Source organism: Acidovorax sp. GW101-11A03, from assembly GCF_059424825.1.
Genome location: NZ_JBWKZU010000012.1, coordinates 73,513 through 87,784, shown reverse-complemented (window position 1 = coordinate 87,784; position 14,272 = coordinate 73,513). Strand labels below are relative to the sequence as shown.

Here is a 14,272-nt window from a genome sequence, read left to right as displayed (position 1 = left end):
GCGGCCCACCGAGAGGTGTGGGAACAGGGCGTAGTCCTGGAACACCATGCCAATGCGCCGCAGCTCGGGCGGCACACTCAGGGTGGCGCTGCTGACCACGCTTTTGGTCAGGCGGATCTCGCCCCCTGTCACGGGTTCCAGCCCGGCCACAGCGCGCAGCAGGGTGGTTTTGCCGCAGCCGGAGGGGCCGATCAGCACCCCGATGTCACCGGCTTTCAGGCTGAGCGTGACGCCGTGCACGGCGGCCTGTGCGCGGCCTGCATAGCGCACTTCGAGTTGGGAGACCTCAAGAAACATGCCCCGATTCTAGGGGGGCAGGGGCGAATGCTTAAAATTCGCATTTGCATTCCTGGGCGCTGGTGTAGTGGGGCGCGCTGGATGGCACATTGAAAACCGATGGATTTTTGGTCAGGGCAAGGCGCAAACCACAGCGATACCTGTAGGTATCGCGAGGATTTGCAACGCAGCCCTGGCCGAAAAGACGCGGTTTTTAAGTGCTAGATAGCGTGCAACACTGCACTAGGGTGCCCACGCCTTTCGGCAGGTGTGCGCTTTCCTCCTTCTGCCGAGCCCTTTGCCTTGCGCCGCACCCCGTCTTCTGTCCTTCGCAGCGTCCCGCTGATCCTGTTTGCAGGCTTTCTGGCCTTGCCGGTGCTGGCGGTGCTGGCGTCGTGGCTGCCGTTGTCGGCCCCAGGGCAGGGCGAGGCCCAGGCGGGCGCCATCCTGCGCGAAATGGCGGCCACCGTGTTGCCTGGCTATGTGTGGACCACGCTGTGGCTCAGCGTGCTCGTGGCCCTGGGCGCGGCCGTGGTGGGCACGCTGGCGGCGGCGGCCGTCACGCTGTTCGAGTTTCCGGGCCGACGCACCTTTGAATGGCTGCTGCTGCTGCCGCTGGCCATGCCCGCCTACGTCACCGCCTATGCGTACACCGACTTCCTGCAGTTCAGCGGCCCGCTGCAGGTGGGCCTGCGCAACACCTTCGGCCTGGAAGGCCGCCTGCTGCCCGAGGTGCGCAGCCTGGGCGGCGCGGTGTGGGTGTTCATCTTCTCGCTGTACCCCTATGTGTACCTGCTGGCGCGCACGGCGTTGGGCGAGCGCGCTGCCCACCTCATGGAGGCCGCGCGCCTGCTGGGCGCCCCGCTGCCCCGTCGCATTCGCGCCGTGGCCCTGCCGTTGGCACGCCCGGCCGTGGCCGCCGGGGTGGCGCTGGTGCTGATGGAAACCCTGGCCGACTTTGGCGTGGCCAGCTACTTCGGCATCCAGACCTTCACCACGGGCATCTACAAGGCCTGGCTGTCCATGGACAACCGCCTGGCCGCTGCGCAGCTGGCCACCATGCTGCTGGTGGTGGTGATGGCGCTGCTGCACCTGGAGCATCGCGCACAAAAGCGCATGCGTTTTGCCACCGGTGGCGGGCGTGCGGGATCGGCCGAGGCGCAGCCGCTGGCCCTGCGCGGCGCGCGTCGCTGGGCGGCCTGGGCGGTGTGCACCTTGCCTGTGCTCATGGGTTTTGTGGCGCCGGTGGTCTTCATGCTGCGTCCGCTGGCGGCCGACTGGTCGGTGCTGCCCTGGGAGCGTTTCATGGAATGGGCCTGGCACAGCGTGCGCCTTGGGGGCATCACAGCCGTGCTGGCTGTGGTCATTGCACTGGCGCTGGCCTTTGCTGTGCGCCGCCAGCCCGACGCAGTGACACGCAGCGTGGTGCAACTGGCCAGCGTGGGCTATGCCGTGCCCGGTGCCGTCATCGTGGTGGGCCTGCTGCTGCCCGTGGGCTGGCTGCAGGCGGCCATGCCGCAATGGGGCGTGGGCGCGCTGGTCACGGCCACTGCGCTGGGCATTGTCTGGGCCTACCTGGTGCGCTTCTGTGCCGTGGCCCTGCAGTCCATGCAAAGTGGCTACGCGCGCATCCCGCTCAGCCTGGACGACTCCGCCCGCATGCTGGGCGCGGGCAGCGCAGGCCTGCTGGCGCGCGTGCACTGGCCCCTGCTGAGGCGCTCCACCGCCGCCGCCGCGCTGCTGGTGTTTGTGGACGTGATGAAGGAACTGCCCGCCACCATGGTGCTGCGCCCCTTCAACAGCGACACCCTGGCCGTGGTGGCCTACCAGCTGGCGCGCGACGAACGCCTGGGGGAGGCGGCGTTGCCGTCACTGGCGTTGGTGGCGGTGGGGCTGGTGCCGGTGATTTTGCTGAGCCGGACGCTGCGCAGCCGGGGGTGACGGCCCCCTCAATTCGCGCAGCTTCACTCCCAGCCTGCGCCACCCCATCACCACCCCCGTCACGCTCATCACCACCCCGCCCAGGCTCAGCACGATGAGCAGCACGTCCCACAGCGGCCTGCGTTCCAGCAGGGGCAGCCAGTCCCAGCTGTGCAGCATGGCAAACAGCCAGCGGCTGGTGCGGCGATAACTGTCGGTGCGGCCGAGCACGGCGCCGGTGTGGGGGTCGATGTGCACCCAGGTGGCGTGGGGGTCGTCAAACACCAGGCGCAGTACCGGCAAAGGCTTCTCGACGCCGCCGGTCATGGTGTGGGCGGCGCGGTCGTAGTAGTGCAGGTCGTAGGCCGTGAGGGTGTCGGTGCGCACCACGGCGTGGGGCAGCAGCTGCGTGGCGGCCTGGGCCACAGCGCCGGGGGCCCAGGCGTGGGGCATGGCCGTGGCAGCGTCCAGCACCGCAGGTGCGCCGGTGGGGCTGCTTGCAAGCACCAGTGTGTGGCCTGCGCTGCGCATCCAGCGCAGTTCGCGGGTGTTGGGGGACCCAGCCGACAGCAGTGCATGCACGGTGGCTGCCTGCGCGGGCAGCACCAGTGGGCCGCCATTCATGGTCTGCTGGCGCAGCGGCGCCGCACCGCTGTCGAAAATTTTCCACGGATTCATGGACATGAGGCCGCTGAAGATCCACGTGAACGTGATGACCGCAAACACGAGCCCGAACACATGGTGCCAGCGCATCATGAAGCCCCTGTAGGGCGTGTGCGCGCCCGTCTTGTACCGGCCCTTGAAGCGCCAGCGCAGCACGCCTACCACCGTGCCCGTCACGGTGAGCACGATGCCTGCGATGGACAGCCAGTTCACGATGTCCGTCCAGTAGTCGTTGAAGACATTGCCCCGGAAGGGGTACAGCCAGTGGATCCAGGCACCGGCGTAGTTCCAGGCGCGCTCCTGCAGCGGCGCATCGCGCACCACCTCGCCCGTGGTGCCCGACACGTAGACCACGGTGCCTGCGCTGTCACCCAGGTGCAGGCGGTGCAGGGGGCGGTGCACATCCAGTGCGCGCGAGTGGGTGAAGGCGTCTTCATCGATCGTGCCCTGGTAGTCGATGGTGGCATCGGGCTGCTGTGCAAAGGCGCGGGCCGATGCGATGGCGTGTGTGGCGTCCACATGCTGCAACCGCTCGCCCGTGAGGGCGTCGATGACCACAGGCGCGGGTGCCCGGCGCGGGCGGGGTGCGGCGTCGCCTGTGGGGGCGGGCACCACCAGGTAAACCGCGCGCCCGCCGCTGGCCAGGGCCAGCCGCAGGTCCTGCAGCGGGCCTGCCAGGCCCGCGTGCTGCAGGGCGTCTGCGGGTTCCAGCAGGCGGTCGGGACCCTGCGTGGCGCTGCGCAGCGGGGGCAGATGGGCCAGGCGCTCGGCCTGCGTGAGCTTGGGGTAGCCCACGTACATCATCACCACGCCCGAGAGGAACCACATGGCGAAGAAGGCGCACAGCAGCACGCCCAGCCAGCGGTGGACGAGGTACAGCCAGCGTTTGGCATGCAGCATGTGCGTGTGCTCCCTGCGTCAGAAGGCGGTATGCAGCGTCACGTCCAGCGTGCGCGGTGCGCCCAGGTAGACCTGGTCGCGCGTCTCGGCCGCGTAGATGCGGTCGGTAGCGTTGCGCACGCGGCCCGTGAGGGTGGTGGTCTTGTTGACCTTCCAGGCCAGGCCCAGGTCTAGCAGCGTGTACGACGGCCAGAACTTGGTGTTTGCCGCATTGCCATACACCTTGCCCACATGGCGCACACCCGCGCTGGCGGTGACGGTGGGTGTGATGGCGTACGAGGCCCACAGGTTGGCCACCTGCTGCGGCACCAGCTGCGGCACGTTGCCTGCGCGCGAAACGCCGCCCTGCACAAAGTTTTCATACCGCGCACGGATCAGCGACAGGTTGCCCTGCAGCTGCCACTGTGACGTGGGGCGGATGCCTGCCGACAGCTCGATGCCCTTGGACGACTGCTCGCCCACCAGCACCGTGAGGTTGGGGTTGGATGGGTCTTGCGATGCGATGTTCTTGCGGCGGATGTCAAAGGCCGCCACCGTGGCGCTGCCCTTGCCGTCCCAGAAGTCAAACTTGCTGCCCACCTCGACCTGGCGGCCCGTGGTCAGCTCGCTGTTGTTGCGCACATCGGCAAACGAGGCAGAGGCCAGCGAACCCGAGGGTGGGTCGGCCGCGTTGGACGCCTGCGCATACAGGTTGGCGCCGGGGGCGATGTCCCACACCACGCCCAGGCGGCCCGTGGTGGGGCTGTAGCTGCGGCTGAAAGTAGCGGGTGCGGTGGCTGTGACGGCGCGGCGGTTCACCAGGTCCAGGTCAATGCGCTCGTGCCGCAGCGCGGTGACGAGGTTCACGCCGGAGGTCACCAGGGTGCGGTTTTCCAGGTACAGCGCGGTGTTGGTGATCTTGTTGTCCTTGTCTGGGTTCAGGACGGGCGACATGCCGGGAATTGCGAAGAAGTTCTCGGTGGAGAAGTTGTAGGGGTTGACCGTGCTCACGGTGACCGAGGGGCCAAGCGGGAAACGCGTCTGTTTGTTCACGCTCACATCGAGGCCAAAAGCCCAGTCGCTCTTTCTGCCTGCGAGCTGGCCTTGGTAGGTGCCCTCCAGCCGGTCGCCCACCAGCGTCTGGTCGTGGCGTTGCAGATAGGGCGCCGTGCGGGTGACGGCCGTGTTGCTCGCGTTGAAGGTGTAGATCTCCACGTTGCGGTAGTCGCGCAGCGCGTCGTACACGTAGAACGTGTTCTTGAGCTGCAGCGCATCCGACACGCGCCATTGCGCCACCGAGCGCAGCCACTGCACGCGGTGCTCGTACATGCCGTCGGCGCTGTTGTAGTTCTTGAAGCGTGTGGCCGGGTCGATCTGCAGCGCGCCCACGGCGGGGTTCAGCACCGGCGTGCCCCAGTAAGGGCGGTCCACATGGTCCTTCTGGTATTCGTAGGCCAGCGTGTGGCTGAAGCCGCCGCCCAGGTCCGACAGCAGCGACGTGGCGAGCTGCGTGGACTGTGTTTTCGTGCCCTCGGTCCAGCTGCCAGCGTTGCGGTGGTTGAGGTCGATGCGCGCGTAGTGGGCCGGGCCTGCAGTGCCGCCGCCTGCGATGCGGCGGTTCAGGCCCACGGACACTTCCTTCATGTCGTAGGAGCCCAGGCGCAGCTGCGCTTCGGCAAAGTCGCTGCGCTCGGCAGTCTTGGTGATGTAGTTGATGGAGCCGCCCACGCCGCCCGAGCCGTACAGAAAACTCGACGCACCGCCGATGGCCTCCACGCGGTCGTAGATCCAGCTATCGACCGCGCGCGTGGCACTGCCGTACTGCGGGTTGATGCCGTTGTAGAGCTGCGCGACCGAGTTGCTGGTGAAGCCCCGGTAGTGGGCGGCCATCGAGCCCGGCGCGTTGTGCGCCACCACGCCCGGCACGGCGCGCAGGATTTCTTGCGTGTCCTGGGCGCCGCGTGCGTCGATGGTGGCGCGGTCCACCACGGTGACGGAGGCGGGGTTCTCGCGTGGTGTCAGGCCCAGGCGGCTGCCGGTGTCCACGGGCGTGTCCAGGCTGAGCTTGCCATTGGGCGATGCGGCGGAGTCCACCACATCCACGGGCTTGAGCGTGGGCGCGGTGGGGGTCTGTGCATGGGCTGGCACCGAGGCCAGCGCGCAGGTGGCGAGTACACCGATGCAGAGAGGAGAAAGAGGCAGGCGCGGGAAAGCCGCAGCGCTGCGCGAGGCAGAGGAGAAACGGGACATGAAAACGCTCTTGTCTTGAAGCGACAGCGCCGCCAGGCCCGCGTGGAGTGCACGCAGGGCAACGCCGTCTGGAAAACCACGGAAAAAGGGAACACGCAGCGCCCGCCCACCAGGTTTCAGGGGCTGCGAACAGGCTTCAGATCAAGAGCGGGATGGCGGCCCGCGTGCGGGCAGTGGAGCGGCCGTGGCAGCCGCGATGCGGGCGGCCTCGACGGGCTGCAGCGCATGGGCCAGGGGATGGGGTGGCAGCACGGCGGCTACCAGTGTGGGCGGTGGGGCGCTGTGGGTGGAGCACAAGGGGCAGTCCATGCCCATGGCGCCCATCTCCACCGTGCCATCGTCGGTCTGCACCAGCAGCTTGATGGCTCCCGTGCCCGAGCAGATCACCTCAAAGGATTGCGGGTGCACCAGCGGCGATGCAATGGCCACCCCCATTGACGCCACGAACCATGCGAGCACCCACAGGCGCAGCGCAGCAAAGGTTCGTCGGGGGGCGGTCATGGGGCGCGATGATAGCGGAGGGGATCCAGTCCCGCGCTGAGGCGGGCATGGGGGAGGGGCGAGCCTCCCATCAGGAGATAGGCCCCGTGCGCTCTGTTTGCTATTAAATATATAGCTTGTGACGCAATGTGGTAGCGCGGTAGGGCCTATTTTTCCTCATATTTTCAGCAACCCGCTGCGCCGCCTGTCCGGTGGGTTGCGGGCTGGCAGCTTCACGCTTGCGTGTACGCGGTCTTCACCGTGGTGTAGAACTCCGCCGCGTAACGCCCCTGCTCGCGCGGGCCGTAGCTGCTGCCCTTGCGGCCGCCAAAGGGCACGTGGTAGTCCACGCCCGCCGTCGGCAGGTTCACCATCACCATGCCGGCTTGCGCGTGGCGCTTGAAGTGCGTGGCGTGCTTGAGGCTGGTGGTGGCGATGCCGCTGGCCAGGCCGAAGGGCGTGTCGTTGGCCAGGGCCAGCGCCTCTTCATAGTTCTTGGCGCGCAACACGCTCACCACGGGGCCAAAGATCTCTTCGCGGTTGATGCGCATGCCGGGCGTGGTCTCGGTGAACAGGGCCGGGCGCAGGTAGTAGCCGGGCGCGCCATCGGCGTTCTTCTCCAGGGCTTCGCCGCCGTAAGCGAGCTTGGCGCCTTCCTGCTGGCCGATGCCGATGTATTCCAGGTCTTGTGCGAGTTGGCGGTCGTCCACCACGGGGCCGATGTCGGTGCCGGCCTTGCGGGCGTCGTCCACCTTCAGGGTCTTCATCTTTTCGACCATGGCGGCCACGAAGCGGTCGTGGATGCCCTCGGTCACTATCACGCGACTGCTGGCGGTGCAGCGCTGGCCGGTGGAGAAGAAGCCGCTGTTGATGGCCGCGCCCACGGCCACATTCAGGTCCGCGTCGTCCAGCACCACAAACGGGTTCTTGCCGCCCATCTCCAGCTGCACCTTGGCGCCGCGCGGCACGCAGGCCGCCGCCACGCGCTGACCGGTGCCGACGGAGCCGGTAAAGCTCACGCCCGCAATGCGCTCGTCTTCCAGCAGCACGGCGCCCACATCCGAACCCCGGCCCATCACCAGGTTGAACACACCGGCGGGCAGGCCCGCGCGGTGCAGGATGTCGGCCAGCGCCCAGGCAGAGCCCGGCACCACCTCGGCGGGCTTGAACACCACCGTGTTGCCGTAGGCCAATGCGGGCGCGATCTTCCAGGCCGGGATGGCGATGGGGAAGTTCCACGGCGTGATGATGCCGATGGTGCCCAGCGGCTCGCGCGTGATCTCGATGCCCACGCCGGGGCGCACGGATGGGATCATCTCGCCGCCGGGGCGCAGCGCCTCGCCCGCAAAGAACTTGAAGATGGCGGCGGCGCGGCCCACTTCGCCAATCGCTTCAGGCAGGGTCTTGCCTTCCTCGCGGGCCAGCAGGTCGCCCAGCTCGGCCTTGCGGGCGATGATCTCGTTGCCCACAGCGTCCAGGATGTCAAAGCGTTGCTGGGGCGTGGACAGGCTCCAGGCCGGGAAGGCCGCGTGCGCGGCGGCCACGGCATCGAGTGCCTGCTCGCGGCTGGCCACGGCGTAGTCGCCGATCACGTCGCGCGTGTCGGAGGGGTTGGTGTTCTGGTAGGTGCGGACGCCGTCGGTCCAGGCGCCGCCGATCAGGTTTGCATGCATGGCTGTGGTGGTGTGTGGTGGGTTGATGGAATCAGAACAAAGCCCGTAGCGCGCCAAGGCGCACCCGGCGCGCAGGGGGGGGGCACGGTGCTCGCAATCCCCGTCAGCACCTGGTGGCGGCGCATGCGGCTCACGAGTGATTTTGTTGTATGTCATCGTACAACATAAACAATAGAGGGCGCTTGCGGGTATCTACTCATGAGACCACTGCCACCAACACCCGTCCAGCAGTACAGGGCGGGTGTTGGTGGCATCTGGGGGGGGCTGCCGGTGCGGGCCGTTCATGCTCAGCTAGCTTCTGCTTGTGCACGGCGCCGACGCTCGCGGCTGTTGGCCAGGTGGGTGCGCATGGCGGCGCGGGCGGCGTCCGGGTCCTGGCCCACGATGGCGTCGTAGATGCTTTCGTGTTCGCCATTGACGCGCCGCAAGTACTGCCGCCGCTCGTCATTGGCCGAGTCCATGGCCGCCAGCCGGGCGCGCGGGATGATCATGCTGCCGAGTGTGCCCATCAGCTCGGCGAAGTGGCTGTTTTGCGTGGCGCGGGCAATCTCCAGGTGGAACTGGAAGTCCGAGGCCACGGCGTCGCGCCCCGCGTCCACGGCAGCGGCCACGGCGTCCAGCGCTTCGCGCATGGCTTTCAGGTTGGCCTCGGTGCGGCGTTGCGCGGCCAGCGCGGCGGCTTCAGTTTCCACTCCAATGCGCAGCTCCAGTACGGCAATCACATCGCGCAGGGTGCTGAACTGGTCGGGCGTGATCTTGAAGCCGGGCGCCTGGCCCAGCCCCAGCACAAAGGTGCCGATGCCGTGCCGCGTTTCCACCAGGCCCGAGGCCTGCAGCTTGGAAATCGCCTCGCGCACCACGGTGCGGCTGACGCTGAACTCGGCCATGATGGCCGCCTCGGTGGGCAGCTTGTCGCCCAGGGCCAGGCGGCCGTCCCGGATGCGGTCTCCGAGGGACTCCACCAGCTCCAGGGCCAGGGTGCGGGGCTTGCGGCGAAGGGTGGTGTCAATGGTCATTCTTGGTGTTATCCCTATGGGGCGCCGGGGGCAGAAGCAGTACATTGCATTTCGTTGTACGACAACTGATGACGTTCAACAAATGTGCTGCCACTGTACCAAGAACCTCTGCCTTTGTAACCGCCATGCCTTGCCATCCGACGCCCCTCCGCTTTCAACGCCTGCTGCTGACCGGAGCAGCCGGAGGCCTGGGCCAGGAGCTGCGCACCCGGCTGAAGGCCTACTGCACCACCTTGCGCCTGTCGGACATCGCGAACCTGGGCGATGAAGGCGCTGGAGAGGAGCTGCGCCCCGCACGCCTTGAAGATGTGGGCGCTGTGCTCGGCCTGCTGGAGGGCGTCGATGCCGTGGTGCACCTCGGTGGCGTGTCCACCGAGCAGCCTTGGGAACCCATCCTGCAGGCCAACATCGTCGGCGTCTACAACCTGTATGAAGCAGCACGCAAGCAGGGCGTCAAGCGGGTGGTGTTTGCCAGCTCCAACCATGTCACGGGTTTTTATCGCCAGGACGAGGTGGTCGGCCTGCGCGACCCGGCGCGCCCTGATGGGCTCTATGGCGTGTCCAAGGCGTTTGGCGAAGATCTCTCGCGCTTCTACTTCGACCGTTACGGCATCGAAACCGTGTGCCTGCGCATAGGCTCATCCTTTCCCGAGCCGCGCAACCGCCGCATGCTGGCCACCTGGATGAGCTACGACGACCTGGAGCGCCTCGTCGTTGCCAGCCTCACCGCCCCCGTGGTGGGGCACAGCATCATTTATGGCATGGGCGACAACACCACCACCTGGTGGGACAACACCCTGGCGCGCCACATAGGCTACCGGCCCGAGGACAGCTCCGAGCCCTTCCGCGCCAAGGTCGAAGCCGCCGACCCACACCCCGACCTGACCGACCCCGCCGTGATCTACCAGGGCGGTCCGTTCGTGCGCACTGGCCCTTTCGAATGACCCCCGGCGCCGGGATTCCTGTCCATTCCTAATCTCTTAAAAACCATTCCACCGGAGACAAACCATGACCTTTCGCCGATCCCTGCTGACTGCCTGCGCCGCCGCTGTGGCCGCGATGGCAATGCTTCCCGTTGCCGCCCAGGCCCAGTCCATGGTGCTGAAGGCGGCCGACGTGCACCCCGCTGGTTACCCCAACGTGGTGGCGGTGGAAAACATGGGCAAAAAGCTCGAAGCCGCCACGCAAGGCCGCCTGAAGATCCAGACCTTCCCCGGCGGCGTGCTGGGCGGCGAGAAGGAAATGATCGAGCAGACGCAGTTCGGCGCCATCAACATCCTGCGCACTTCGCTCGGCCCGGTGGGAACGGTGGTGCCGGAAGTGAACGTGTTCAACATGCCCTTCGTGTTCCGGAGTCAGGACCACATGCGCGCGGTGATCGACGGCGCGATTGGCGACGAACTGCTGGCCAAGATCAGCGCATCGCCCGCCAAGCTGGTGGCCATCGGCTGGATGGACGGCGGATCGCGCAGCCTGTACACCAAGAAGCCTGTGCGCAGCCCCGCTGACCTCAAGGGCCAGAAGGTGCGCATGATGGGCAACCCGCTGTTTGTGGACACCATGAACGCCATGGGCGGCAACGGCATCTCGATGGGGTACGGCGAAGTGTTCACCGCCCTGCAGACCGGTGTGGTGGACGGCGCTGAAAACAATGCGCCCAGCTTCTTCACCAGCAACCACTACAGCACGGGCGCCAAGTTCTACACGCAGACCAACCACCTGATCATTCCCGAACTGCTGGTGGTGTCGAAAGTCACGTGGGACAAGCTCTCCAAGGACGACCAGGCCCTGCTCAAGAAGTTTGGCCGCGAAGCGCAGCTGGAGCAGCGCGCCCTGTGGGACAAGAGCGTGGAGGACTACACCGCCAAGCTCAAGGCAGCGGGCGTGGAGTTCATCAACGTGGACACCAAGGCTTTCTATGACGCCACGGCCCCCGTGCGCGCCAAGTACGGCGCCAACTATGCGGACCTGATGAAGCGCATCGAGGCGGTGAAGTAAGTACCGCCAAGCCTTGCGCGGGCAAAGCTCCTGGTGGGGCGCCTGCGTCTTTCTCTTTGCCCCTTGGACCCATTCTTATGGACCACCCCTTTTTGCGCTGGATGGACCGGTTGTACCTGGCCACCATCTGGGCCGCCGGCACGGCCATCTTCTTCATGTCGCTGATCATCCCCTGGGGCGTCTTCAGCCGCTACGTGATGGGCACGGGGTCGCAGTGGCCCGAACCCATCGCCATCCTGCTGATGATGGTGTTCACCTTCATCGGCGCTGCGGCGGCCTACCGTGCGGGTGGCCACATTGCCGTCAACATGCTCACCGAAAAATTGCCTGCCCCCCTACAGCGGCTGCTGGCGGTGCTGGTGGATGTGCTCATGCTGGTCATCTGCGGCTTTGTGGCCTGGTATGGCACCAATCTGTGCATTGAAACCTGGGGCCAGGGCATTGCGGAGCTGCCCTGGTTGCCCGTGGGCGCCACCTATGCGTCGCTGCCCATCGGCGCAGCCGTGACGCTGCTGTTCGTGCTGGAGAAGATGGTCTTCGGGCCGCAGAACCACCGGCGCATCGTGCGTTTTGAAGAACTGACGGAAGGCGCCTGATCATGGATACCCTGGTACTGCTGGGCACCTTCTTTGTGCTCATGATGATCGGCGTGCCGATTGCGTATTCGCTGGGCCTGTCGGCGCTGGCGGGCGCGCTATGGATCGATCTTCCGCTGGACGCGGTGATGATCCAGGTGGCTTCGGGCGTCAACAAGTTCTCGCTGCTGGCCATTCCGTTCTTCGTGCTGGCTGGTGCCATCATGGCCGAGGGGGGCATGGCGCGGCGCCTGGTGGCCTTTGCGGGCGTGCTGGTGGGCTTCATCCGGGGCGGGTTGTCGCTGGTGAACATCCTGGCGTCCACCTTCTTCGGCGCCATCTCGGGCTCGTCGGTGGCCGATACCGCGTCCATCGGCTCGGTGCTGATCCCCGAGATGGAGAAAAAAGGCTACCCGCGCCCCTTTGCCACGGCCGTCACCGTGAGCGGCTCGGTGCAGGCCATCCTGATCCCGCCCAGCCACAACGCCGTGCTGTATTCGCTGGCGGCCGGGGGCACGGTGTCGATTGCCGCGCTGTTCATGGCCGGTGTGCTGCCGGGGCTGCTCATGGGCCTCACGCTCGCGGCGCTGTGCCTGTTCACAGCGCGGCGCGAAGGCTACCCCAAGGGCGAGGTCATCCCGCTCAAGCAGGCGCTCAAGATCTGTGTGGAGGCGCTGTGGGGCCTGATGACCATGGTCATCATCCTGGGCGGCATCCTGTCGGGCGTGTTCACGGCCAACGAGTCGGCGTCGATTGCCGTGGTGTGGGCGTTCTTCGTGACCATGTTCATCTACCGTGACTACAAGTGGCGCGACCTGCCCAAGCTGGTGCACCGCACGGTGAAGACCGTCACGGTGGTGATGATCCTCATCGGCTTTGCGGCAGCCTTTGGCTACCTGATGACGATGATGATGATCCCCATGAAGGTCACGGCCTTCCTCACCAGCCTGTCGGACAACAAATACGTCATCCTGGCCCTGATCAACATCATGCTGTTGCTGCTGGGCTGCCTGATGGACATGTCGCCACTGATCCTGATCCTCACCCCCATCCTTCTGCCGGTGGTCAAGATGATGGGCGTGGATCCGGTGCACTTTGGCATGATCATGATGGTCAACCTGGGCATTGGCCTCATCACGCCGCCCGTGGGCACGGTGCTCTTTACCGGGGCTGCCGTAGCCAAGCTACCGCTGGGCATCGTGACCCGGGCCATGATGCCGTTCTTTGTGGCGCTGTTTGTGGTGCTGCTGATGGTGACCTATGTGCCCGCGATTTCGCTGTGGCTGCCCCGCGCGATGGGACTGTGAAGAAATGAAGCACCCCCTGAGTCGCCTTCGGCGCCTTCCCCCTCAAGGGGGACGACGCCCTCACTGCGGGGCGGCCCTTGCTCGGCGCCTCTGGCCTGGTCCCTGCTCGTTCCATCGGCCGAGGGTAGTGGGCAGCTCCGTGGTGCACTGAAATGGTTACACACACGATGGCTACCGATACCCTGGTATTTGTCTCCTGCGCTGACAGCGGTGAGTTGCATGTGCTCCGTCTGGCGTCGGATTCGGGGCAGCTGCGCACCGAGCAGGTCCTGGCGCTGGGCGGGCAGCTCATGCCCATGGCGCTCAGCCCCGACCGTACCCATCTGTATGTGGCGCGCCGCAGCGACCCGCTGGCCGTGGTCACCCTGGCTGTGGATGCACGCGCGGGCCGCACCGAGATGCTGGCCGAGGCCCCCTTGCCCGCCAGCATGGCCTACCTAGCCACCGATAACACAGGGCGCTGGCTGCTGAGTGCTTCCTACGGTGCGGACCTGGTCGCGGTGCAGGCCATCGCTGCCGACGGGGTGGTCGCTGCGGGGCGTGGTGCCACCACGTACGCCACCGGTCGCCACGCCCACAGTGCGCTGGCCAGCCCCGACAACCGCTTTGTGCTGGCTGCTTCACTGGGGGGCGGGCAATTGCACCGTTACCGATTCGACGCCGCCACGGGCGCGCTGCAACCCACCGACCCTGCCGTGTTCGCCCTGCCAGCAGGCACAGGTCCCCGGCACCTGCGCTTCAACGCGCGGGGCGACCGCATCTATCTGCTGGGTGAGCTGGATGGCTGTGTGCATGTGCTGGCGTGGGACGAAGCCAGCGGCGGCCTGGAGCTGCTGCAAAGCCTGCCCACATTGCCGGCGGGCTTTGCAGGCCCGGCCTGGGGTGCGGACCTGCACCTGAGCCCGGATGGCCGCTGGCTGTACACCAGCGAACGCAACAGCCACACACTGGCGGGCTTTGCCGTGGATGCTGCCAGTGGCATGCTGAACCCCATCGGACACTGGCACACGCAGCTGCAGCCCCGGGGCTTCGCCATCACGCCGGACGGCCGCCACCTGCTGGCCGCAGGCCAGTTGAGCCACCGTGTGGGTGTGCACATGATTGCGCCCGCCAGCGGCTCGCTGACGCAGGTGACAGAGCACGATGTGGGCCTGAATCCGAACTGGATAACGATGCTGCCCTGCAGCCGCGCGCATGACGTCTGCTGCGATTGCCGACTCTGACAAGAACCACCA

At 66.6% G+C, this 14,272-nt stretch carries 12 protein-coding genes; 6 read left to right on the top strand and 6 right to left on the bottom strand.

Annotated elements, in window-relative coordinates:
- A partial coding sequence (locus tag AC07Z7_RS07755; protein WP_494765897.1) for an ATP-binding cassette domain-containing protein occupies nucleotides 1-297 on the bottom strand: 297 nt, incomplete at its 3' end.
- A 282-nt stretch (nucleotides 298-579) separates the two neighbouring features.
- On the opposite strand from AC07Z7_RS07755, the gene AC07Z7_RS07750 reads away from it, so the two are divergent.
- Nucleotides 580-2,217 (top strand): ABC transporter permease, encoded by a 1,638-nt coding sequence (locus tag AC07Z7_RS07750; RefSeq protein ID WP_494765896.1) that lies wholly within the window; start codon nucleotides 580-582, stop codon nucleotides 2,215-2,217.
- Here AC07Z7_RS07750 and AC07Z7_RS07745 read toward each other — a convergent pair.
- The 5 genes from AC07Z7_RS07745 to AC07Z7_RS07725 form a co-directional block, all read right to left on the bottom strand.
- Nucleotides 2,146-3,759, bottom strand: a complete 1,614-nt coding sequence (locus AC07Z7_RS07745) for a PepSY domain-containing protein (protein ID WP_494765895.1) — start codon at nucleotides 3,757-3,759, stop codon at nucleotides 2,146-2,148. The two genes, AC07Z7_RS07750 and AC07Z7_RS07745, sit on opposite strands and share 72 nt — an antisense overlap.
- Before the next feature lie 18 nt (nucleotides 3,760-3,777).
- Nucleotides 3,778-5,988 (bottom strand): TonB-dependent receptor, encoded by a 2,211-nt coding sequence (locus AC07Z7_RS07740; protein ID WP_494765894.1) that lies wholly within the window; start codon nucleotides 5,986-5,988, stop codon nucleotides 3,778-3,780.
- 141 nt (nucleotides 5,989-6,129) lie between these two features.
- Nucleotides 6,130-6,489 carry a DUF2946 family protein gene (locus AC07Z7_RS07735; RefSeq protein WP_494765893.1) on the bottom strand — a complete coding sequence of 120 codons (360 nt, stop codon included), beginning with the start codon at nucleotides 6,487-6,489 and terminating at the stop codon, nucleotides 6,130-6,132.
- Nucleotides 6,490-6,701: 212 nt separating this feature from the next.
- Nucleotides 6,702-8,141: an aldehyde dehydrogenase family protein gene (locus AC07Z7_RS07730; RefSeq protein WP_494765892.1), complete on the bottom strand. Its 1,440-nt coding sequence runs from the start codon at nucleotides 8,139-8,141 to the stop codon at nucleotides 6,702-6,704.
- 287 nt (nucleotides 8,142-8,428) lie between these two features.
- Nucleotides 8,429-9,157: a FadR/GntR family transcriptional regulator gene (locus AC07Z7_RS07725; RefSeq protein ID WP_094291412.1), complete on the bottom strand. Its 729-nt coding sequence runs from the start codon at nucleotides 9,155-9,157 to the stop codon at nucleotides 8,429-8,431.
- 125 nt (nucleotides 9,158-9,282) lie between these two features.
- On the opposite strand from AC07Z7_RS07725, the gene AC07Z7_RS07720 reads away from it, so the two are divergent.
- From AC07Z7_RS07720 to AC07Z7_RS07700, 5 genes are all read left to right on the top strand, one after another.
- Nucleotides 9,283-10,101: an NAD-dependent epimerase/dehydratase family protein gene (locus AC07Z7_RS07720; protein ID WP_494765891.1), complete on the top strand. Its 819-nt coding sequence runs from the start codon at nucleotides 9,283-9,285 to the stop codon at nucleotides 10,099-10,101.
- Nucleotides 10,102-10,165: 64 nt separating this feature from the next.
- Nucleotides 10,166-11,155 (top strand): TRAP transporter substrate-binding protein, encoded by a 990-nt coding sequence (locus tag AC07Z7_RS07715; protein ID WP_494765890.1) that lies wholly within the window; start codon nucleotides 10,166-10,168, stop codon nucleotides 11,153-11,155.
- Between the two features lie 77 nt (nucleotides 11,156-11,232).
- The gene (locus AC07Z7_RS07710) at nucleotides 11,233-11,751 is read left to right on the top strand and encodes a TRAP transporter small permease (protein WP_063458920.1); all 519 of its coding nucleotides are present in this window, start codon (nucleotides 11,233-11,235) and stop codon (nucleotides 11,749-11,751) included.
- Between the two features lie 2 nt (nucleotides 11,752-11,753).
- Nucleotides 11,754-13,037 (top strand): TRAP transporter large permease, encoded by a 1,284-nt coding sequence (locus AC07Z7_RS07705; RefSeq protein WP_252659081.1) that lies wholly within the window; start codon nucleotides 11,754-11,756, stop codon nucleotides 13,035-13,037.
- 167 nt (nucleotides 13,038-13,204) lie between these two features.
- Nucleotides 13,205-14,260, top strand: a complete 1,056-nt coding sequence (locus AC07Z7_RS07700; RefSeq protein WP_494765889.1) for a lactonase family protein — start codon at nucleotides 13,205-13,207, stop codon at nucleotides 14,258-14,260.
- Nucleotides 14,261-14,272: the final 12 nt, after the last annotated feature.

Coding starts and splice junctions, on each gene's coding strand:
- AC07Z7_RS07710 (WP_063458920.1), top strand. CDS start 11,233: ATGGACCACCCCTTTTTGCGCTGGATGGACCGGTTGTACCTGGCCACC.
- AC07Z7_RS07715 (WP_494765890.1), top strand. CDS start 10,166: ATGACCTTTCGCCGATCCCTGCTGACTGCCTGCGCCGCCGCTGTGGCC.
- AC07Z7_RS07735 (WP_494765893.1), bottom strand. CDS start 6,489: ATGACCGCCCCCCGACGAACCTTTGCTGCGCTGCGCCTGTGGGTGCTC.
- AC07Z7_RS07700 (WP_494765889.1), top strand. CDS start 13,205: ATGGCTACCGATACCCTGGTATTTGTCTCCTGCGCTGACAGCGGTGAG.
- AC07Z7_RS07725 (WP_094291412.1), bottom strand. CDS start 9,157: ATGACCATTGACACCACCCTTCGCCGCAAGCCCCGCACCCTGGCCCTG.
- AC07Z7_RS07745 (WP_494765895.1), bottom strand. CDS start 3,759: ATGCTGCATGCCAAACGCTGGCTGTACCTCGTCCACCGCTGGCTGGGC.
- AC07Z7_RS07730 (WP_494765892.1), bottom strand. CDS start 8,141: ATGCATGCAAACCTGATCGGCGGCGCCTGGACCGACGGCGTCCGCACC.
- AC07Z7_RS07705 (WP_252659081.1), top strand. CDS start 11,754: ATGGATACCCTGGTACTGCTGGGCACCTTCTTTGTGCTCATGATGATC.
- AC07Z7_RS07720 (WP_494765891.1), top strand. CDS start 9,283: ATGCCTTGCCATCCGACGCCCCTCCGCTTTCAACGCCTGCTGCTGACC.
- AC07Z7_RS07740 (WP_494765894.1), bottom strand. CDS start 5,988: ATGTCCCGTTTCTCCTCTGCCTCGCGCAGCGCTGCGGCTTTCCCGCGC.